A 19,540-nucleotide genomic window follows, 5' to 3' on the forward strand; every position below is an offset into this window, starting at 1 on the left:
GTTATTTTCTTAGGAGTTTTTATGAGAGAAAAAGTGGTTTCGTTGGCGCAAGATTTAATTCGTCGACCGTCTATTAGCCCTAATGACGAAGGCTGTCAGCAAATTATCGCCGAACGTTTAGAAAAGTTAGGTTTTCAAATTGAATGGATGCCTTTTAATGATACGCTGAATTTGTGGGCAAAGCACGGAGCGGGTGAGCCTGTGATTGCTTTTGCGGGACATACGGATGTTGTGCCTACAGGCGATGAAAATCAATGGTCATATTCGCCGTTTTCTGCTGAAATTATTGATGGCATGCTTTATGGTCGCGGTGCGGCGGATATGAAAGGCTCCCTTGCTGCAATGATTGTTGCGGCAGAAGAATATGTAAAAGCAAATCCTAATCATAAGGGCACCATTGCATTATTGATTACATCTGATGAAGAGGCTGCTGCAAAAGATGGTACAGTGCGTGTGGTTGAAGCTTTAATGGCACGTGGTGAAAAAATTACTTATTGTATGGTTGGCGAGCCATCGAGTGCTAAAAACTTAGGCGATGTTGTCAAAAATGGTCGCCGCGGTTCAATTACAGGAAATCTTTATATTCAGGGGATTCAAGGGCATGTGGCATATCCGCATTTAGCCGAAAACCCAATCCATAAAGCAGCCCCATTTTTGCAAGAATTAACAACTTACCAATGGGATGAAGGCAATGAGTTTTTCCCTCCCACAAGCCTACAAATTGCTAATATTCATGCGGGTACAGGAAGTAATAATGTGATTCCAGGCGAGTTATATATTCAGTTCAATTTGCGTTATTGCACAGAAGTAACAGATGAAATCATCAAGCAAAAAGTGGTTGAAATGCTAGAAAAACATAATTTGAAATATCGTATTGAATGGAATTTATCAGGTAAACCGTTTTTAACAAAACCGGGTAAATTATTAGATTCGATAACCTCCGCTATTGAGGAAATCACAGGCATAACGCCAAAGGCCGAAACAGGTGGTGGCACGTCAGACGGTCGTTTTATTGCATTGATGGGCGCAGAAGTAGTGGAATTTGGTCCACTTAACGCAACAATTCATAAAGTAAATGAATGCGTCTGTGTAGAAGATCTTGGCAAGTGCGGTGAAATTTATCAAAAAATGTTAGTGAATTTATTGGATAACTAAAATGAAATTAACCCCAGAAATGCTTACAGGAAAGTCCCGTGAGCATTTAGTCAATTTACCCGCAACTCATTCATCAAATCATTTTTTGCAAACGCAAGCTGTGAACGCATTTCAAGGGCTGCAAAAAAGTGCGGCAAAAAATGGCTTTAATTTACAGCCAGCGAGCAGTTTTCGTGATTTTGAACGGCAACAGCTTATTTGGAACAGCAAATTTAAGGGCGAGAGAAAAGTCCATGATGACACAGGAAAGGCATTAGATTTGAACCAATTAGATGACTGGCAAAAATGTCAGGCGATTTTACGTTGGTCTGCATTACCGGGGGCGAGCCGTCATCATTGGGGAACGGAAGTGGATATTTTCGATCCTGATCTTTTGCCACAAGGTCAATCTTTACAACTGGAGCCTTGGGAATATGAAAAAGGCGGCTATTTCTTTGAATTGAGTGAATTTCTTACCGAAAATTTACCGCACTTTGATTTTGCTTTACCTTTTATAAATATGCAGTCCAATAAGAAAGTGGGGAGGGAGCCTTGGCATATCAGTTATTTGCCGTTAGCTGAATTGGCAAGCCAGCAATTTTCTCCAGACATTTTGCAACAGGCATGGAAAGGGGAAAATATTTTAGGCGCAGACTGTTTAATATCAAATCTTGAACAAATTTTTTCTGAATATATTGTTTAAAAATAAAGCCTTATCGTGAAGATAAGGCTTTATTCTTAGGCGTAAAAAAGCCCTTTTCCATGCAAATAAATTGGTAGCTCATCGCCAATAGATAAATCAGGGGAAATGATGTTCTCAATCCATATTGCGTAGCCATTAATTTCAATTTGAATAGTGGTAATTTTCCCTTTAAATTCGATTTGTTTTACTTGCCCTTTGAAAAGTGCGATTGGATTTTCCGATGTTTTAAACAGGCTGAATTGTTCTGGACGAAGCAAAATCTTACCTTTTTTCAGCGAGATTGATTTATTTTTTACAGGAATATTACCTAATTGGCATTGAACTGTGTTTTCATCAATCAGATTCGCCGATAACACGATGTTGTCACCAATAAAACTTGCGGTTTCAATATGATTAGGCGACCAATAAAGTGTACGAGGCGTGTCGATTTGTAAAATTTTTCCTTGTTGGATAACCGCGATTTTATCTGCATAACGTAATGCTTCATCACGATCATGGGTGACGAAAATCGCTGATGCACCGCTTTGACGTAGTGCTTTCAGCATATCATGACGAATTTGCTGGCGAAGATGTTCATCTAAGGCACTAAAAGGTTCGTCTAATAAAATCAGTTCGGGATTCGGCGCTAGTGCTCGTGCAAGGGCAACACGCTGTTGTTGTCCGCCTGACAGTTGGTGAGGAAAACGTTCTGCCAGTTCACTAATTCCAGTGAGTTGCATTGCCTGCTCAATCCGCATTTTCTCCTCATCCGTTTTCTCTTTTCCATTCCCTAATCCGTAAGCAATGTTGCGATAGACATTTAAGTGAGGGAAAAGCACACCTTCTTGCACCACATAACCTAGATGACGCTGTTGCGTTGACACATTCGTATTCTCACCAAAAATTAACCGCTCTTTTAGCCAAATTTCGCCCGTATTGGGTTGTTCAAATCCTGCGATCGCTCGCAATAACGTTGTTTTTCCACAACCAGAAGCACCAAGCAAAAAGAGGATTTCACCTCGTTGCAAGGTAAAGGAAATATCGTGTAGAACTTGTTGTTCATTAAAAAATTTATTGAGATTTTTAACGGATAATAACGGATTATTTATCATTTTATTTAAATGCATATTTTTTCAATAAAAACACAGGAATCCCTGAAAAGAGAACGAGCATTAAGGCATAAGGCGTTGCCGCGGCGTATTGCGCATCACTGGTATATTCCCAAACGGCAATCGAAAGGGTTTTGATGTCGTTTGGCGTGAGCAAAAGTGTTGCAGTAAGCTCTTTCATTAAATTCAAAAATACTAGAGAGAATGCCGCCGCAATGCCTGGTAGCATTGCGGGTAATGTTAAAGTCCGGAAAATATAGAATGGACTTCGTCCTAGGCTTTGTCCGACTTTCTCAATATTATCAGATAGTTGCTCAAGTGAGGCTCTAAGTGCGGTTTGTGCCATTGGTAAATAGAGCATAAAGTAAGCTACGATAATAACTAAAAAGGTTTGATATAAGCTGTTGGCATAGTTGATCGTAAAGTAGATCAGCGATAATGCGATAACTAAGCCAGGTACGGCGTGTAATAGGTAAGGTAATCGATCGATCCAAATTGTTAATTTGCTACGATAGCGTACAGCTGCCCAAACCAATGGCAAAGCACAAATTACGGTAAGCAATGCGCCTAGGCTTGAAATAATAAATGAACTGCTGAATGCCGATAAAAATTCTGAAAAATCACCCGCACTTTCGAGTGAATGACCTACGATAAGCCAGTAAATTAACATAATCACAGGCACGCCAATGCTTAAGATGAATATGCTAGAGAAAAAGCCGAAGGTTAAACATTGTTTGCCAAAAGAAAGCGTTTTTACTGGATAAGGACGAGTGACACCTTTGCCGCTGTTGTAAAGCGTTTGTTTACCACGGAAGAATGTTTCTCCCAGCACAATAATGCTACAAATTGCCATTAATACAGCGGAAAGTAGTGCTGCGGTGCTATTATTAAAAGACATTTCATATTCTTGGAAAATAGCTGTGGTGAATGTTTGGTAATTTAAAATTGAAACTGCACCAAAATCTACCAGCATATGTAATGCTATCAGTAACAAACTGCTACCGATTGCTGGTTTTAATTGCGGGAAAATAGCGTGCCAAAAGGTGTAAGTTTGGCTTTTTCCTAATGAAAGACTTACTTCTTCAAGAGAGCGGTCAAGTCGTTTAAGTGTGGCTGAAATAGGCAAGTAAGCGAGTGGGAAAGAGCTTAATGTCATGATACCAATTGTTCCCCAAAAACCTTCTACTCGAAAGGTGAGACTGATCCAAGTAAAACAGCTCACAAAGGCTGGAATACAAAGTGGCAAACTCATCGCCACTTCAAAAAATGATTTGCCGAAAAAATGATAGCGTTCAATTAAAAATGCACAAAGCGTACCGAGAAAAATGGAACCAATAGTCACACAGACCATAAGAAGCATTGTATTGCTCAGTAATTCCGCCATTCTCGGACGAATAAGAAGCTCAAGGCTACGATCTAATCCGACTTCAATCGCACGGAAAAGAATATACAGAAATGGTAATAAGAGCGGTAAACCAATAAGTAAAATAATGATGGTGAGCCAAAGTGGGGGCGTTCGGGTCAAAAGATAGTCCTTTATATGTGGCAACTGTATCTCCACTTTTAGTGAAAATACAGTTGCGACGTTAGCGGGCTTATTTTAAACCAGCTTCTTCAATTAATTTATTTGCTTGTTCTTTATCTTGAGCAGTAGTTGCTGAAACTACCGGCGCTTGCAATTTAGCATAAGGTTCCATATTGAATGGAGAAGTCACATCTGTACGTAATGGATATTCTGCACGTACAGCAACTAAGGCTTCTTGACCTTTTTTGCTTGCTAAGAAGTCCACGAATTTTTTCGCTTCTTCTTTATTTTTAGATGATTTTAAGATTGCAGCACCAGAGTAAGTGACTAATGCACCAGGGTCTTTATGACGAATAAAGTACAAGCGAGTTTTTAAGTTTTCTGCGCCTTTTTCTTTTGCTAATGCATACCAGTAGTAGTTATTAATTAAGGCTGCAGGTACTTCGCCATTTTCAACAGCTTGCAATGCAACACTGTTTTTCGCGTAAAGTTTACCATTTTCTTTTAAGCCTTTTAACCAATTAAGCGCAACTTTCTCGCCTTTTAGTTTAACAATAGCTACAACTTGTTCTAAGAATGCACCAGAGGTTGGTACATAACCGATTTTATCTTTCCATTTTGGTGTAGCGTAATCAAGCACTGATTTTTCCATATCTTTTTCAGATAATTTAGTGTGATCATAAACCACAACACGAGAACGACCACTTAATGCAATCCAATCTTTTTTAGGCGCCACTGGTACACCTTGGTGAGAGGTTTGTTTGATCGTATTGGCTGAAAGTGGTTCTAATAAACCTGCTTCAGAAAGTGCGGCAAATGGAGATGTTTGTTCTGAATAGAATATATCGGCTGGGCTTTTATCGCCTTCTTCTTTAAGTTGACCAGCTAACTGTTCGCTTTTAGCACTATTTAAAGTGACTTTGATGCCGGTTTCTTGCGTAAATGCATCAGCTACGGCTTTTGCAGCTTCTTTATGTTGGCCATTGTAAACGGTAATGTCGGCAAAGCTACTTGCTGAGAATGTAAGTGCAGCAGCGAGTGTCGCAATTTTGAAAGATTTGAATGTCATTGAAAACTCCTTGTTTTATGAGAATGAATGTTTTAGTTAAGTTTGAATAGCCTTTATTCTATTTATAAACTTATTCAAATGCAAATAATTCTCAATTTTTCTTTTGGCAAAGAAACAGGAGAGCGGTTAGCTCTCCTTCAATAGATTGATTGCTTTGAATTTTGTTTATAGTGTGGCTGGTTGGATGTAATCTAAGTTCGTCGTAAGGGTTATGTTAGGTCATAATAATATATCCAACTTGTCATATAATTAAGCATGCATATTATAGAGAGGATATGGGGGAGAAAACAAAGTGATGATTATTTCCCATGAAGTGGTAATTACGCTAGAATAACCGCAATTTTCACCAGCTTAGTATCCTCATGCTTTCATTTACTCTCGAACCTCAAGATAACGCACGTTTGCAATCTTTATGTGGTGCATTTGATGATCATCTAAAACTTATCGAAAAAGAATTTAATCTTGTCATTGCTCGTCATAATTTCACTTTTAATATTGATACAGTGGAAGAGGAGCCAAAACCTCATCGTGCAAAATTGATAAAAAGTGCGGTGAAATTAATCCAAGATTTATATGTAGAAACTGCGCCTGTAAAAGGTAAAGTGAAAGAGTTAGATTTGGAAGATGTGCATATGGCTTTACAAGAAAGCCGAATGTTATCTCAAGCTGAACCGAACCGTGCTGAAAATAATGTTTTTAGTACAACGATTAAAACTAAACGAGGTGTGATTAAACCTCGAGGCGAAAATCAAGTTCAATATTTGCATAATATTTTAACTCACGATATTAGTTTTGGTATTGGCCCAGCAGGAACGGGGAAAACATTCTTAGCTGTTGCTGCTGCAGTTGAAGCCTTAGAACGTCAAGAAATTCGTCGTGTCTTACTGACGAGACCTGCGGTGGAAGCTGGCGAAAAGCTAGGTTTTTTACCAGGGGATTTAGGTCAGAAAATCGAACCTTATTTACGCCCGCTTTATGATGCTTTGTTTGAAATGTTAGGTTTTGAGCGTGTGCAAAAATTAATGGAACGTAATGTTATTGAAATTGCGCCTTTGGCTTATATGCGTGGGCGTACACTTAATGATAGTTTTATTATTTTAGATGAAAGCCAAAATACGACAGTTGAGCAAATGAAAATGTTTTTAACCCGTATTGGTTTTAATTCTAAAGCTGTGATTACGGGCGATATTACGCAAATTGACTTACCTCGTAGCACAAAATCTGGTTTACGCCATGCTATTGAAGTGTTGGAAAAAGTACCAGAATTAAGTTTTAACTATTTTGATAGCAAAGATATTGTGCGTCATCCGGTGGTGGCTAAAGTCGTGCAAGCATACGAAGAATGGGAAGTGCAAGATGAAATTCGTCGCAAAGAATTAGCGGAGCTTCGTAAAGCCGAACGTGAAAAAGAGCGGTCAGAAATTGAAAAGAATTTAGGAGAGTAAAATGGGAAGTATATTCGTTGATCTGCAAATTGCCACAGAAAATATAGAGGGTTTGCCAACAGAAGAACAGATTGTGCAGTGGGCAACAGCTGCTGTTCAACCAGAAGGGGATGAAGTTGAAATGACGGTTCGTATTGTGGATGAATCCGAAAGCCATGACTTAAATTTAACTTATCGTGGCAAGGATCGCCCGACTAACGTACTTTCATTTCCATTTGAATGCCCCGATGAGGTGGAGTTGCCATTGTTAGGGGATCTCGTTATTTGCCATCAAGTCGTGGAGCGAGAAGCTGCAGAACAAGAGAAACCATTAATGGCGCATTGGGCGCATATGGTCGTGCATGGTTGCTTACATTTACTCGGTTATGATCATATTGAAGACGATGAAGCTGAAGAAATGGAAAGTTTAGAAACCCAAATTATGCAAGGATTAGGTTTTGATGATCCTTATCTAGCAGAGAAATAATCTTTATTCGGAGTAATGATGTATAAAGCGGTATTTAGTGATTTTGATGGCACCTTATTAACCTCTCAACATACCATTTCCCCTCGAACTGTTGCAGCAATTAAGCGTTTAACGGCGAATGGCATTCCTTTTGTGCCAATTTCGGCGCGTTCTCCTTTAGGTATTTTGCCTTATTGGAAACAGCTTGAAACGAATAATGTACTTGTTGCATTTAGTGGCGCGCTTATTTTGAATCAACATCTTGAACCAATTTATAGCGTACAAATTGAACCAAAAGATATTTTAGATATTAATGCCGTTTTGGCGGATCATCCGTTGCTTGGCGTGAATTATTATACAAATAATGATTGCCATGCTCGCGACGTAGAAAATAAATGGGTGATTTATGAACGCAGCGTCACCAAAATTGAGATTCATCCTTTTGATGAAGTAGCAACACGTTCGCCACATAAAATTCAGATTATTGGGGAAGCACAAGAAATCATTGAGATTGAAATTATTTTAAAGGAAAAATTTCCACATCTGAGTATTTGTCGTTCTCATGCTAACTTTTTAGAGGTGATGCACAAGGGGGCAACCAAAGGAAGTGCGGTGCGTTTTTTGGAAGATTGTTTTGGCGTAAAAACCAATGAGGTGATTGCGTTTGGTGATAACTTTAATGATCTGGATATGCTAGAACATGTTGGGCTTGGGGTGGCAATGGGAAATGCACCTGATGAAATTAAACAAGCTGCAAATGTAGTCACTGCGACCAATAATGAAGATGGGTTAGCATTAATTTTGGAAGAAAAATTTCCTGAATAATTAGCAAGAAAAAGGCTCTCAAACGAGAGCCTTTTAGTTATAAATTTTTTGATTCTTTTGAATTATACATATCTTCAATTTGCTTACGATAACGTTCTAAAATAACTTTTCTACGTAATTTTAATGTTGGTGTAATTTCACCCAATTTAATGCTAAATGCTTGAGAAAGTAGTGTGAATTTTTTTACTTGCTCGAAATGAGCCAATTCTTTTTGCACCGCATTAATACGTTGCTCAAACATTTTTAGAATTTCAGAATTTTTTAATAATTCTAAACGGTCATGATATTTAATATTGATCTGTTTAGCGTATTCTTCCAAACTATCAAAGCAAGGTACAATAAGTGCAGATACATATTTTTTTGCATCGGCGATAATCGCAATTTGTTCGATAAATTTATCTTTACCAATTTTGCTTTCGATATATTGTGGCGCGATATATTTGCCGTTTGAGGTTTTCATTAATTCTTTAATGCGATCGGTAATAAATAAATTACCTTTTTCGTCAAATTCTCCCGCATCGCCAGTTTTTAAGAAACCATCTTCTGTGAAGGCTTGAGCCGTTTCTTCTGGCTTCTTGTAATAGCCTTTCATCACCATTCCGCCACGCACGAGGATTTCATTGTTTTCCCCAATTTTCACTTCCGCTTTTGGCATCAGTGTGCCGATTGAATTTGGGTTAAATTGGCAATCATGCCAGCAAGAAACGGTCGCAGTTGTTTCTGTCATGCCATAGCCTAATTTTATGTTGATACCAATAGCATGGAAAAATAGCCCAATAGCAGGTTCTAATTTAGCTCCTCCGCAAGGCATCATTTTTATACGACCACCCAATAATTGGCGAAGTTTTGAGAGCACTAATTTATCCGCTAAAGCAAATTGTTTTTTCAATAAGAATGGAATAGTTTTGTTATTCGCACGTAAATCAAAATGTTTTTGTCCTACGGAAATTGCCCAATGGAACATAATTTGGCGAAGTTTTGGTGCTTTTTGAACTTTATCCAATACGGCGGCATAAATTTTTTCGTAAAAACGTGGGACGGCACACATTAAAGTTGGGCGAATTTCTGTTAAAGCTGACCGCACTTGGTTGGTGTCTTCTAAATAGCAAAGTATTGCACCTCTATGAAGAATATAAGCCGCCCATGCCCGTTCAAAAATATGAGAGAACGGTAAGAAAGAAAGTGAAATATCCTGATCTGTCACATTAAGTGAAAGATCATGAGCTTCTAATTGGTGAGCGAGATTAGCGTAATCTAACATGACACCTTTAGGTTCTCCCGTTGTGCCTGATGTATAAATAATCGTAAATAAATCCGATAATTGTTTTTGGTTTAAGCGTTGGGTTAGTTCATCTTGTTGGGCGTTTGAACCTGTTTCAATAAAACTTTCCCAAGTGCAAGAAAGAGGATCTTGTTGTAATTGAATGGTGGATTTCATTGCCACGATTTTTTGTAATTGTGGACAATGATGAACAATTTCCAATGCTTGATCGTATTGCTCTTGATCGCCGACAAATAGAATTTTTACATCGGCGTGATTTAGGATAAATTCTGCTTGCTGGGCTGTATTGGTTGCGTAAATAGGTACTGTGATTGCTCGAATTTGTAAGGTCGCAATGTCAGCGATTGTCCAACGTTCCATATTATGGGCAAAAATGGCGATTTTATCTTGTACGTCAATATTGTGAGCAAGCAATGCTCGAGAAAGTTGATTGAGTTGCTCTTGAAAGTTTTTCCAAGAGATATCTCTCCACAAGCTGTGTTCTTTATAGCGAAGTGCGGTCATATTTGCACGAGTTTTGGCTTGTTGTTGAATACGATGGACAAAATGGAGATCGAGATTCATATTAACCCTATTTTTTATTTCATTGAGCGAACGGTTGTGCGCTAATATAATCTTAAATAGGAATGAAAGCCAGAAGAATATTGATTGTTTTAAATCATTCTTAGTGATCCTTTGTTCATTTTTAGATCGTAAACTAAATTCTAGATAATAAAAAACCGCTCCGAAGAGCGGTTAATTTTTTCAAAGTTTTAATTAGCCTTTGTAGTTGTAAATGTGAGCTACTAAGTCTAATACTTTGTTTGAGTAACCAGTTTCGTTATCGTACCAAGATACTAATTTAACGAAAGAATCAGTTAATGCGATACCAGCATCTGCATCAAATACAGAAGTTAAAGTACAGCCGTTGAAGTCAGTAGAAACAACCGCATCTTCAGTGTAACCTAATACGCCTTTTAATTCGCCATTGAAAGTTTTACCTTCAGCTGCGTCTTTGATTGCTTGTTTGATTGCATCGTAAGAAGCTGGTTTTTCAAGGTTAACAGTTAAGTCAACAACAGATACGTTTGGAGTTGGAACACGGAAAGCCATACCAGTTAATTTACCGTTTAATGCAGGTAATACTTTACCTACTGCTTTCGCTGCACCTGTTGAAGATGGAATGATGTTTTGTGATGCACCGCGGCCGCCGCGCCAGTCTTTAGCTGATGGGCCATCCACAGTTTTTTGAGTTGCAGTCGTTGCGTGAACAGTGGTCATTAAACCATCTTTGATACCGAAAGTTTCATGAACAACACGTGCTAAAGGAGCTAAACAGTTTGTTGTACAAGATGCGTTAGAAACGATATCTTGACCTGCGTATGCGTTGAAGTTTACACCACGAACGAACATAGGGGTTGCATCTTTAGATGGACCAGTTAATACAACTTTTTTCGCGCCTGCAGTGATGTGTTTACGAGCAGTTTCATCAGTTAAGAATAAACCTGTCGCTTCAACAGCGATATCAACACCGATTGCACCCCAGTTTAAGTTTGCTGGATCACGTTCTGCAGTTACACGGATAGTTTTACCATTAACCACTAAGTTACCATCTTTCACTTCAACAGTACCGTCGAAACGACCGTGAGTTGAATCATATTTCAACATATAAGCCATGTATTCAACGTCGATTAAGTCGTTAATACCTACAACTTCGATGTCATCACGGTGTTGTGCCGCACGGAATACGATACGGCCGATACGACCAAAACCATTGATACCAATTTTAATTGCCATAAGATTTTCACCTTTTATTTAAGTTAAACAAATCTGTTTGCTTTGAGTAATACTGCTCACTCAGTAAGACAGCACACAGAGTATAGCACGAGCATTTTTATAAAACTATAAACCCTACCACTTTTTTGTGATCTATATCAAATCATCATTAGAATGAAAAAGTACCGTAAAAAATCACCGCACTTTTGATGATTTTTTATAGAGAAATCTGCATAATAGACTGAAATTGTTAGAAAAGGTTAAATGATCTATGTCCCAAGGTAATCTTTATATTTTATCTGCACCAAGTGGTGCAGGAAAATCTTCATTAATTTCAGCGTTATTGGCATTAGATAGCTCAACTCAAAAAATGGTGTCTGTATCACATACGACACGTGCCCCACGTCCAGGTGAAGTTGAAGGTGTACACTATTATTTTGTATCAAAAGAAGAGTTTGAATCACTCATTGAGCAAGATTTATTTCTAGAATATGCCAAAGTTTTTGGTGGCAATTATTATGGAACCTCTTTACCTGCGATTGAAGAAAATTTAGCAAAAGGCATTGATGTATTTTTAGATATTGATTGGCAGGGCACCCAACAAATCCGTAAAAAAGTGCCTTCAGTAAAAAGCATTTTTATTTTACCGCCTTCATTGCCTGAATTAGAGCGTCGTTTAATTGGTCGTGGGCAAGATAGTGAAGAGGTTATCGCTGAACGAATGTCAAAAGCGATAAGTGAAATTTCGCATTATGACGAATATGATTATGTCATTGTGAATGATGATTTTGAGAAAGCATTAAAAGATTTGCAAAGTATTTTGCAATCGGAACGCTTAACTAAAGATTATCAACAAAAACAAAATGCAATGTTAATTCAACAGCTACTAGCAAAATAGGGCGAAATTGAGTATTATAGCGCCCTTTCAATAGAGTAATTTTTGACAAATCGGAGTAAATTATGGCTCGTGTTACAGTGCAAGATGCGGTAGAAAAAATTGGTAACCGTTTTGATTTAATTTTAACGGCTGCTCGTCGTGCAAGACAATTACAACTTAATCAAAGTGCACCGTTAGTGCCAGAAGATAATGACAAACCAACAGTAATCGCATTGCGTGAAATCGAAAAAGGTTTGATTAATCAAGATATTATGGATGCACAAGAATTCCAAGAAATGGCGAAAGTGCAAGAAACGGAAGAAGCAGCTATTGCATTAATTACAGAATAATCTTTTAAAAGTGCGGTAAAAAATCACGATATTTTAACCGCACTTTCTCTTTCAACGATAAGTAGGTCTCCTTTGGAACTGTTTGCGGATTTAGATCGAATTATTCAAGGGTATTTGCCCGCAGATAAAATTGAACTCATCAAGCGTGCGTTTGTGATTGCAAGAGATGCGCACGAAGGACAATTTCGCTCCAGCGGCGAACCTTACATTACCCATCCTGTGGCGGTAGCCTCCATTATTGCTCAACTTCACTTAGATCACGAAGCGGTAATGGCTGCGCTATTGCACGATGTTATTGAAGATACACCTTATACGGAAGAACAACTGAAAGAAGAGTTCGGTGCCAGTGTGGCTGAAATCGTGGACGGTGTATCAAAACTCGATAAGTTGAAATTTCGTACTCGCCAAGAAGCACAAGTCGAGAATTTTCGCAAAATGATTTTGGCGATGACGCGTGATATTCGTGTTGTGTTAATCAAGCTTGCTGACCGCACGCATAATATGCGCACGCTTGGTTCGTTACGACCAGATAAACGCCGCCGTATTGCGAAAGAAACGCTTGAAATTTATTGTCCGCTTGCTCATCGTTTAGGTATTGAGCATATCAAAAATGAATTAGAAGACTTATCTTTTCAAGCAATGCATCCACATCGTTATGAGGTGTTGAAAAAACTCATTGATGTGGCGCGGAGTAATCGACAAGATTTAATCGAACGTATTTCACAAGAGATTAAAGTGCGGTTAGAAAACGCAGGAATTTTTGCCCGAGTGTGGGGGCGTGAAAAACACCTTTACAAGATCTATCAAAAAATGCGCATAAAGGATCAAGAATTCCACTCTATTATGGATATTTATGCGTTCCGTGTGATTGTGAAAAATGTTGATGATTGTTATCGCGTTTTGGGACAAATGCATAATCTTTATAAGCCACGCCCTGGCCGAGTAAAGGATTATATCGCGGTACCTAAAGCAAATGGCTATCAATCTTTGCAAACTTCAATGATTGGGCCGAAAGGTGTTCCCGTAGAAGTTCATATCCATACAGAGGATATGGAACAAGTCGCCGAAATGGGCATTACTGCTCATTGGGTTTATAAAGAAAATGGTAAAAACGACAGTACAACCGCACAAATTCGCGCGCAACGTTGGCTGCAAAGTTTGGTCGAAATTCAACAAAGTGTAGGTAATTCGTTTGAGTTTATTGAGAATGTAAAATCAGAATTTTTTCCTAAAGAGATTTATGTTTTTACGCCAAAAGGTCGAATTGTTGAATTGCCAATGGGCGCAACGGCCGTGGATTTCGCTTATGCTGTGCATTCAGATGTGGGGAATACTTGTGTTGGCGTGAGTGTTGAGCGTAAACCTTATCCGCTTTCACAAGCCCTTGAGTCTGGTCAAACGGTCAATATCATCACCGATCCAAATGCGCATCCTGAAGCCGCATGGTTAAATTTCGTGGTAACGGCTCGTGCGAAAACACGGATTCGCCATTACCTCAAACAGCGTTGTGAAGAGGATGCAGTGAAATTAGGTGAAGTTGAACTTAATGCAGCATTACAGCCTCATAATTTAGGTGATTTTTCTATTCAACAAATTAGAACTGTATTAGATGCTTTAGCGCTTTCTTCTTTAGATGAATTATTACGAGAAATTGGTTTAGGCAATCAGTCTGCCTCCATCATTGCACATCAATTTGTGGGCGTGCCATTAGAATCTTCTAATACTCAGAATTTTGAATTTGAATCAAAAATACTCACTATTGCACCAATGCAAGTGGGTAAAACACAATTTGCTCAATGTTGCCATCCAATCCCAGGTGATCCTATTGTGGGATGTTGTACAGAAAAAAATACCGTTGTGGTACACCATCAACATTGTGCAAGTTTGAAAAATGCTTGTCGCCAATCGCTGGCTAAATGGGATAATGTTCAAAGTGCGGTGAATTTTGAGGCTGAATTACAAATAGAAATATTGAATGAGCAGAATGCCTTGCTTAGTTTAATGACTGCAATTTCTGCGAGCGAAAGCAGTCTTCAAAATATTTGGACGGAAGAATTAGAGAACAATTTATTGCTTGTGATTTTGCAGGTTTGTGTAAAAGATATCAAACACCTTGCCAATATCGTTCATCGCATTAAAGGCATCACTGGCGTCGTTAATGTCAAACGTAATATTAATGAGCTATGAGCCTTGAACTTCTTGATGCCGTACCTTTGACCAGCCTCTCTGGTGTTGGTGCGGCCATTTCTAATAAACTGGCTAAAATCGGCATTCACAACCTGCAAGATTTACTCTTTCATTTACCTATTCGCTATGAAGATCGTACGCGAATTACGCCAATCGCTAATCTCCGCCCCGAACAATATTTTACCATTGAAGGAATTGTACAAACCAGTGAAGTCGCTTTTGGCCGTCGCCCGATTCTGTCTGTGAGTTTGTCAGACGGCACATCGAAAATTATGTTACGTTTTTTCAATTTTAATGCGGGAATGCGTAATAGTTTTCAAGTTGGTGTGCGAGTAAAGGCTTTTGGCGAAGTGAAACGTGGTCGCCATATGCCAGAAATTCATCATCCAGAATATCAAATTGTGCGAGATAATGCGCCTATTGTATTGGAAGAAACGCTAACGCCGATTTATTCTACGACGGAAGGGCTCAAACAAAATTCATTACGAAAATTAACGGATCAGGCTTTGGCATTGCTCGACAAAGTTCAGATTGCAGAAATTTTGCCTAATGAATTTAATCCACATCAATATAGCTTAAAAGAGGCATTACGATTATTGCATCGTCCGCCGCCCGACATTTCATTAGAAATGTTAGAGCAAGGTAAGCATCCTGCGCAACAGCGCTTAATCTTTGAAGAGCTGCTGGCGCATAATTTAGCTATGCAAAAAGTGCGGTTAGGAACGCAGCAATTTTCTGCCTTACCGCTACATTATCAAACAGATTTAAAACAGCGATTTTTAGCCACCTTGCCATTTCAACCAACTAATGCGCAAAAACGAGTCGTGTCGGATATTGAACAAGATCTTATCAAAGATTATCCGATGATGCGCTTAGTGCAAGGGGATGTCGGCTCGGGAAAAACATTGGTTGCTGCATTGGCTGCTTTAACGGCAATTGATAATGGCAAACAAGTCGCCTTAATGGCGCCAACAGAAATACTAGCAGAACAGCATGCGAATAATTTTAGACGGTGGTTTGAGCCTTTCGGTATTGAAGTTGGTTGGTTAGCCAGTAAAGTAAAAGGAAAATCAAGACAAGCAGAGCTTGAAAAAATTAAAACTGGTGCGGTGCAAATGGTGGTGGGAACGCATGCTTTATTCCAAGAAGAAGTCGAGTTTTCTGACTTAGCATTAGTGATTATTGATGAACAACACCGTTTTGGGGTGCATCAACGATTAATGTTGCGTGAGAAAGGCGAAAAAGCGGGATTTTATCCCCATCAGTTAATTATGACGGCCACGCCGATACCAAGAACGTTAGCAATGACTGTCTATGCCGATTTGGATACATCAATTATTGATGAATTGCCTCCCGGTCGTACGCCTATAACAACAGTGGTGGTTTCTGAAGAACGTCGCGCTGAAATTGTGATGCGTGTAAAAAACGCTTGTGTTAATGAAAAACGCCAAGCCTATTGGGTGTGTACGTTAATTGATGAATCAGAGGTTTTAGAAGCTCAAGCAGCTGAAGCGATTTGGGAAGATCTAACTAAGGCATTACCTATGTTAAATATTGGGTTAGTGCACGGGCGGATGAAACCACAAGAAAAACAAGATGTCATGATGCGTTTTAAAAATGCAGAATTGGATTTATTGGTGGCAACGACAGTAATCGAAGTGGGTGTTGATGTTCCGAATGCGAGTTTGATGATTATTGAAAATGCAGAGCGTTTAGGTTTATCACAACTTCATCAGTTACGAGGGCGCGTCGGTCGAGGCAGTACGGCTTCTTTTTGTGTACTAATGTATAAACCTCCTCTAGGCAAAGTTTCGCAAAAACGTTTGCAAGTGCTACGAGATAGCCAAGATGGGTTTGTTATTTCGGAAAAAGACTTAGAAATTCGTGGGCCAGGTGAAGTACTTGGAACGAAACAAACGGGCATTGCTGAATTGCGAGTAGCAAATTTAATGCGAGATAGAAAAATGATACCAACGGTGCAATTTTATGCGAAATCACTTATCCAAAAATACCCAGATCTAGCGGAAAGTCTGATTCGTCGTTGGTTAAATAATAAAGAGATTTACTCGAACGCTTAAAAGTGCGGTCAATTTTCAAAGAGTTTTAAATGGATAAAAAAGAAAAACGCCCAACTGTACTTTTTTTTGACTCTGGAGTGGGTGGGTTTAGCGTATATCGTGAAGCCAAAAAATTATTACCAAATTGGCATTATCTCTATTGTTTCGATAATGCCGGTTTCCCTTATTCAGAACGTGAAGAAGAAAGTATTATTCACCGCACTTTAGCAGTTTGCCAACTTATTAATCAACGTTATCCATTAGATGCAATTGTGATAGCTTGCAATACAGCGAGTACAGTTGTACTTCCTCCTTTGCGAGCTGCTTTTGATATTCCTATCGTTGGGACTGTACCCGCTATTAAACCTGCATCAGAAATGACAAAGACAAAACATATTGGTTTATTAGCTACAAAAGGTACTGTAAAACGTCATTATGTAGATGATTTGATTGATAAATTTGCGCAAGATTGTGTTGTTGAGAGATTGGGAACAACAAAATTAGTAGAAATTGCGGAGCAAAAAATTCGTGGTCATTCCGTTGATCTAATTAGTTTAAAAGATGAGTTATCTCTGTGGGCAGACATGGCAGATTTGGATACATTAGTTTTAGGTTGTACTCACTTTCCACTCATCAAAGATGAAATTCACTTGTGCTTGCCACAAATTAAATATTTTATGGATCCTGGCGCGGCGATTGCTAAGCGGATAAAATATTTGCTCGATGGTAAAAGTATACGTGCTCAAGGTGAAAAATATAATCAAATGTTTTGTACCGACCATTTTTCTGAAGAATCTCAATTTAAAAAAGCTTTACACCTATGGGGATTTGAATCTTTAGATGTAATAAAAATAGACTAAAATTGATGTTAAATAGACCTTTTTGTATTAACTTTATTCAAAAGATCATTTTTTTAAATATTTTTACAAAAAAGTACTTGCAAGGGATTTGAAAATCCCTATAATGCACCGCACACAACGACGCACTGTTGTGAAGTATTTAAGTTTACAAGTGCGTCGTTGTTTTTTGCTCTTTAACAATATATCAGACAATCTGTGTGGGCACTTGTTGATTGACTTGTTTTAAAATATTTTTAATTTTGAAGTCTTAATAGGTGCTTAACTGAAAATTCATAATTACTTTTTTAAGTAGTGTTTTATTTATAGCTAAGCAGTTTATTGAGCGATTGAACTTGAATTGAAGAGTTTGATCATGGCTCAGATTGAACGCTGGCGGCAGGCTTAACACATGCAAGTCGAACGGTAGCAGGAGAAAGCTTGCTTTCTTGCTGACGAGTGGCGGACGGGTGAGTAATGCTTGGGAATCTGGCTTATGGAGGGGGATAACTACGGGAAACTGTAGCTAATACCGCGTAATATCGAAAGATTAAAGTGTGGGACCTTCGGGCCACATGCCATAAGATGAGCCCAAGTGGGATTAGGTAGTTGGTGGGGTAAAGGCCTACCAAGCCGACGATCTCTAGCTGGTCTGAGAGGATGACCAGCCACACTGGAACTGAGACACGGTCCAGACTCCTACGGGAGGCAGCAGTGGGGAATATTGCGCAATGGGGGGAACCCTGACGCAGCCATGCCGCGTGAATGAAGAAGGCCTTCGGGTTGTAAAGTTCTTTCGGTATTGAGGAAGGGATGTGTGCTAATAGTAGACATCATTGACGTTAAATACAGAAGAAGCACCGGCTAACTCCGTGCCAGCAGCCGCGGTAATACGGAGGGTGCGAGCGTTAATCGGAATAACTGGGCGTAAAGGGCACGCAGGCGGTTATTTAAGTGAGGTGTGAAAGCCCCGGGCTTAACCTGGGAATTGCATTTCAGACTGGGTAACTAGAGTACTTTAGGGAGGGGTAGAATTCCACGTGTAGCGGTGAAATGCGTAGAGATGTGGAGGAATACCGAAGGCGAAGGCAGCCCCTTGGGAATGTACTGACGCTCATGTGCGAAAGCGTGGGGAGCAAACAGGATTAGATACCCTGGTAGTCCACGCTGTAAACGCTGTCGATTTGGGGATTGGGCTTAAAGCTTGGTGCCCGTAGCTAACGTGATAAATCGACCGCCTGGGGAGTACGGCCGCAAGGTTAAAACTCAAATGAATTGACGGGGGCCCGCACAAGCGGTGGAGCATGTGGTTTAATTCGATGCAACGCGAAGAACCTTACCTACTCTTGACATCCATGGAATCCTGTAGAGATACGGGAGTGCCTTCGGGAACCATGAGACAGGTGCTGCATGGCTGTCGTCAGCTCGTGTTGTGAAATGTTGGGTTAAGTCCCGCAACGAGCGCAACCCTTATCCTTTGTTGCCAGCGATTTGGTCGGGAACTCAAAGGAGACTGCCAGTGATAAACTGGAGGAAGGTGGGGATGACGTCAAGTCATCATGGCCCTTACGAGTAGGGCTACACACGTGCTACAATGGCGTATACAGAGGGTGGCGAAACTGCGAGGTGGAGCGAATCTCAGAAAGTACGTCTAAGTCCGGATTGGAGTCTGCAACTCGACTCCATGAAGTCGGAATCGCTAGTAATCGCGAATCAGAATGTCGCGGTGAATACGTTCCCGGGCCTTGTACACACCGCCCGTCACACCATGGGAGTGGGTTGTACCAGAAGTAGATAGCTTAACCTTTTGGAGGGCGTTTACCACGGTATGATTCATGACTGGGGTGAAGTCGTAACAAGGTAACCGTAGGGGAACCTGCGGTTGGATCACCTCCTTACCAAAGACGAGAGACAGCGAGTGCTCACACAGATTGGCTGATTGTTGTAGACAAGATTTGAAAC

General features: G+C 39.6%; 15 protein-coding genes and 1 rRNA gene. 11 read left to right on the forward strand and 5 right to left on the reverse strand.

Annotation, left to right across the window (positions count from 1 at the left end):
* The first annotated feature begins 21 nt into the window (after window positions 1–21).
* Together dapE and AC6H22_RS01960 are read left to right on the forward strand one after the other, a co-directional pair.
* Complete coding sequence (dapE, locus tag AC6H22_RS01955; RefSeq protein WP_497515253.1) at window positions 22–1,155, forward strand: succinyl-diaminopimelate desuccinylase; 1,134 nt, start codon at window positions 22–24, stop codon at window positions 1,153–1,155.
* A gap of 1 nt (window position 1,156) precedes the next feature.
* Window positions 1,157–1,837, forward strand: coding sequence for a M15 family metallopeptidase (locus AC6H22_RS01960; protein WP_118817435.1), 681 nt, complete (start codon window positions 1,157–1,159; stop codon window positions 1,835–1,837).
* 35 nt (window positions 1,838–1,872) lie between these two features.
* On the opposite strand, the gene fbpC is transcribed toward AC6H22_RS01960, so the two are convergent.
* From fbpC to AC6H22_RS01975, 3 genes are all read right to left on the reverse strand, one after another.
* Complete coding sequence (fbpC, locus tag AC6H22_RS01965; protein ID WP_192885347.1) at window positions 1,873–2,943, reverse strand: Fe(3+) ABC transporter ATP-binding protein FbpC; 1,071 nt, start codon at window positions 2,941–2,943, stop codon at window positions 1,873–1,875.
* Entirely contained in the window at window positions 2,930–4,450 is a 1,521-nt protein-coding gene (locus AC6H22_RS01970; RefSeq protein WP_118817436.1) for an ABC transporter permease, read from the reverse strand. The genes fbpC and AC6H22_RS01970 overlap by 14 nt, the downstream gene beginning before the upstream one ends.
* A 70-nt stretch (window positions 4,451–4,520) precedes the next feature.
* Window positions 4,521–5,519, reverse strand: coding sequence for an iron ABC transporter substrate-binding protein (locus AC6H22_RS01975; protein WP_118817437.1), 999 nt, complete (start codon window positions 5,517–5,519; stop codon window positions 4,521–4,523).
* A gap of 362 nt (window positions 5,520–5,881) precedes the next feature.
* On the opposite strand from AC6H22_RS01975, the gene AC6H22_RS01980 reads away from it, so the two are divergent.
* Genes AC6H22_RS01980 through AC6H22_RS01990 form a run of 3 tightly spaced genes read left to right on the forward strand, consistent with a single transcriptional unit; the run spans window position 5,882 to window position 8,234 of the window.
* Window positions 5,882–6,964 carry a PhoH family protein gene (locus AC6H22_RS01980; protein ID WP_118817438.1) on the forward strand — a complete coding sequence of 361 codons (1,083 nt, stop codon included), beginning with the start codon at window positions 5,882–5,884 and terminating at the stop codon, window positions 6,962–6,964.
* A 1-nt stretch (window position 6,965) separates the two neighbouring features.
* The gene (gene ybeY, locus AC6H22_RS01985; protein ID WP_046953512.1) at window positions 6,966–7,430 is read left to right on the forward strand and encodes an rRNA maturation RNase YbeY; all 465 of its coding nucleotides are present in this window, start codon (window positions 6,966–6,968) and stop codon (window positions 7,428–7,430) included.
* Between the two features lie 18 nt (window positions 7,431–7,448).
* Window positions 7,449–8,234, forward strand: coding sequence for a Cof-type HAD-IIB family hydrolase (locus AC6H22_RS01990; protein ID WP_192885348.1), 786 nt, complete (start codon window positions 7,449–7,451; stop codon window positions 8,232–8,234).
* Between the two features lie 37 nt (window positions 8,235–8,271).
* On the opposite strand, the gene AC6H22_RS01995 is transcribed toward AC6H22_RS01990, so the two are convergent.
* Window positions 8,272–10,080 (reverse strand): AMP-dependent synthetase/ligase, encoded by a 1,809-nt coding sequence (locus tag AC6H22_RS01995; protein WP_118817440.1) that lies wholly within the window; start codon window positions 10,078–10,080, stop codon window positions 8,272–8,274.
* Between the two features lie 192 nt (window positions 10,081–10,272).
* Window positions 10,273–11,292, reverse strand: a complete 1,020-nt coding sequence (gene gap / locus AC6H22_RS02000; protein WP_005634934.1) for a type I glyceraldehyde-3-phosphate dehydrogenase — start codon at window positions 11,290–11,292, stop codon at window positions 10,273–10,275.
* Between the two features lie 250 nt (window positions 11,293–11,542).
* On the opposite strand from gap, the gene gmk reads away from it, so the two are divergent.
* The 6 genes from gmk (at window position 11,543) to AC6H22_RS02030 (ending at window position 19,476) form a co-directional block, all read left to right on the forward strand.
* Window positions 11,543–12,169 (forward strand): guanylate kinase, encoded by a 627-nt coding sequence (gmk, locus tag AC6H22_RS02005; RefSeq protein WP_118817441.1) that lies wholly within the window; start codon window positions 11,543–11,545, stop codon window positions 12,167–12,169.
* A gap of 62 nt (window positions 12,170–12,231) precedes the next feature.
* Window positions 12,232–12,498: a DNA-directed RNA polymerase subunit omega gene (rpoZ, locus tag AC6H22_RS02010; RefSeq protein ID WP_046953508.1), complete on the forward strand. Its 267-nt coding sequence runs from the start codon at window positions 12,232–12,234 to the stop codon at window positions 12,496–12,498.
* A 72-nt stretch (window positions 12,499–12,570) separates the two neighbouring features.
* A complete protein-coding gene (spoT, locus tag AC6H22_RS02015) occupies window positions 12,571–14,685 on the forward strand; it encodes a bifunctional GTP diphosphokinase/guanosine-3',5'-bis pyrophosphate 3'-pyrophosphohydrolase (RefSeq protein ID WP_118817442.1) in 2,115 nt (704 codons plus the stop codon).
* On the forward strand, window positions 14,682–16,763 hold the full coding sequence (recG, locus tag AC6H22_RS02020) for an ATP-dependent DNA helicase RecG (protein ID WP_118817443.1): 2,082 nt from the start codon (window positions 14,682–14,684) through the stop codon (window positions 16,761–16,763). Before spoT ends, recG begins: the two co-directional genes overlap by 4 nt.
* Window positions 16,764–16,792: 29 nt before the next feature.
* Window positions 16,793–17,602: a glutamate racemase gene (gene murI / locus AC6H22_RS02025; RefSeq protein ID WP_118817444.1), complete on the forward strand. Its 810-nt coding sequence runs from the start codon at window positions 16,793–16,795 to the stop codon at window positions 17,600–17,602.
* A gap of 334 nt (window positions 17,603–17,936) precedes the next feature.
* Window positions 17,937–19,476, forward strand: a 16S ribosomal RNA gene (locus AC6H22_RS02030).
* The last annotated feature ends 64 nt before the right edge of the window (window positions 19,477–19,540 follow it).

This window comes from Haemophilus sp. THUN1690, assembly GCF_059704375.1.

What these genes read in the sequence shown, in the direction of transcription:
- dapE (WP_497515253.1), top strand. Translation starts at nt 22, where the DNA reads ATGAGAGAAAAAGTGGTTTCGTTGGCGCAAGATTTAATTCGTCGACCG.
- AC6H22_RS01960 (WP_118817435.1), top strand. Translation starts at nt 1,157, where the DNA reads ATGAAATTAACCCCAGAAATGCTTACAGGAAAGTCCCGTGAGCATTTA.
- fbpC (WP_192885347.1), bottom strand. Translation starts at nt 2,943, where the DNA reads ATGCATTTAAATAAAATGATAAATAATCCGTTATTATCCGTTAAAAAT.
- AC6H22_RS01975 (WP_118817437.1), bottom strand. Translation starts at nt 5,519, where the DNA reads ATGACATTCAAATCTTTCAAAATTGCGACACTCGCTGCTGCACTTACA.
- AC6H22_RS01980 (WP_118817438.1), top strand. Translation starts at nt 5,882, where the DNA reads ATGCTTTCATTTACTCTCGAACCTCAAGATAACGCACGTTTGCAATCT.
- ybeY (WP_046953512.1), top strand. Translation starts at nt 6,966, where the DNA reads ATGGGAAGTATATTCGTTGATCTGCAAATTGCCACAGAAAATATAGAG.
- AC6H22_RS01990 (WP_192885348.1), top strand. Translation starts at nt 7,449, where the DNA reads ATGTATAAAGCGGTATTTAGTGATTTTGATGGCACCTTATTAACCTCT.
- AC6H22_RS01995 (WP_118817440.1), bottom strand. Translation starts at nt 10,080, where the DNA reads ATGAATCTCGATCTCCATTTTGTCCATCGTATTCAACAACAAGCCAAA.
- gap (WP_005634934.1), bottom strand. Translation starts at nt 11,292, where the DNA reads ATGGCAATTAAAATTGGTATCAATGGTTTTGGTCGTATCGGCCGTATC.
- gmk (WP_118817441.1), top strand. Translation starts at nt 11,543, where the DNA reads ATGTCCCAAGGTAATCTTTATATTTTATCTGCACCAAGTGGTGCAGGA.
- rpoZ (WP_046953508.1), top strand. Translation starts at nt 12,232, where the DNA reads ATGGCTCGTGTTACAGTGCAAGATGCGGTAGAAAAAATTGGTAACCGT.
- recG (WP_118817443.1), top strand. Translation starts at nt 14,682, where the DNA reads ATGAGCCTTGAACTTCTTGATGCCGTACCTTTGACCAGCCTCTCTGGT.
- murI (WP_118817444.1), top strand. Translation starts at nt 16,793, where the DNA reads ATGGATAAAAAAGAAAAACGCCCAACTGTACTTTTTTTTGACTCTGGA.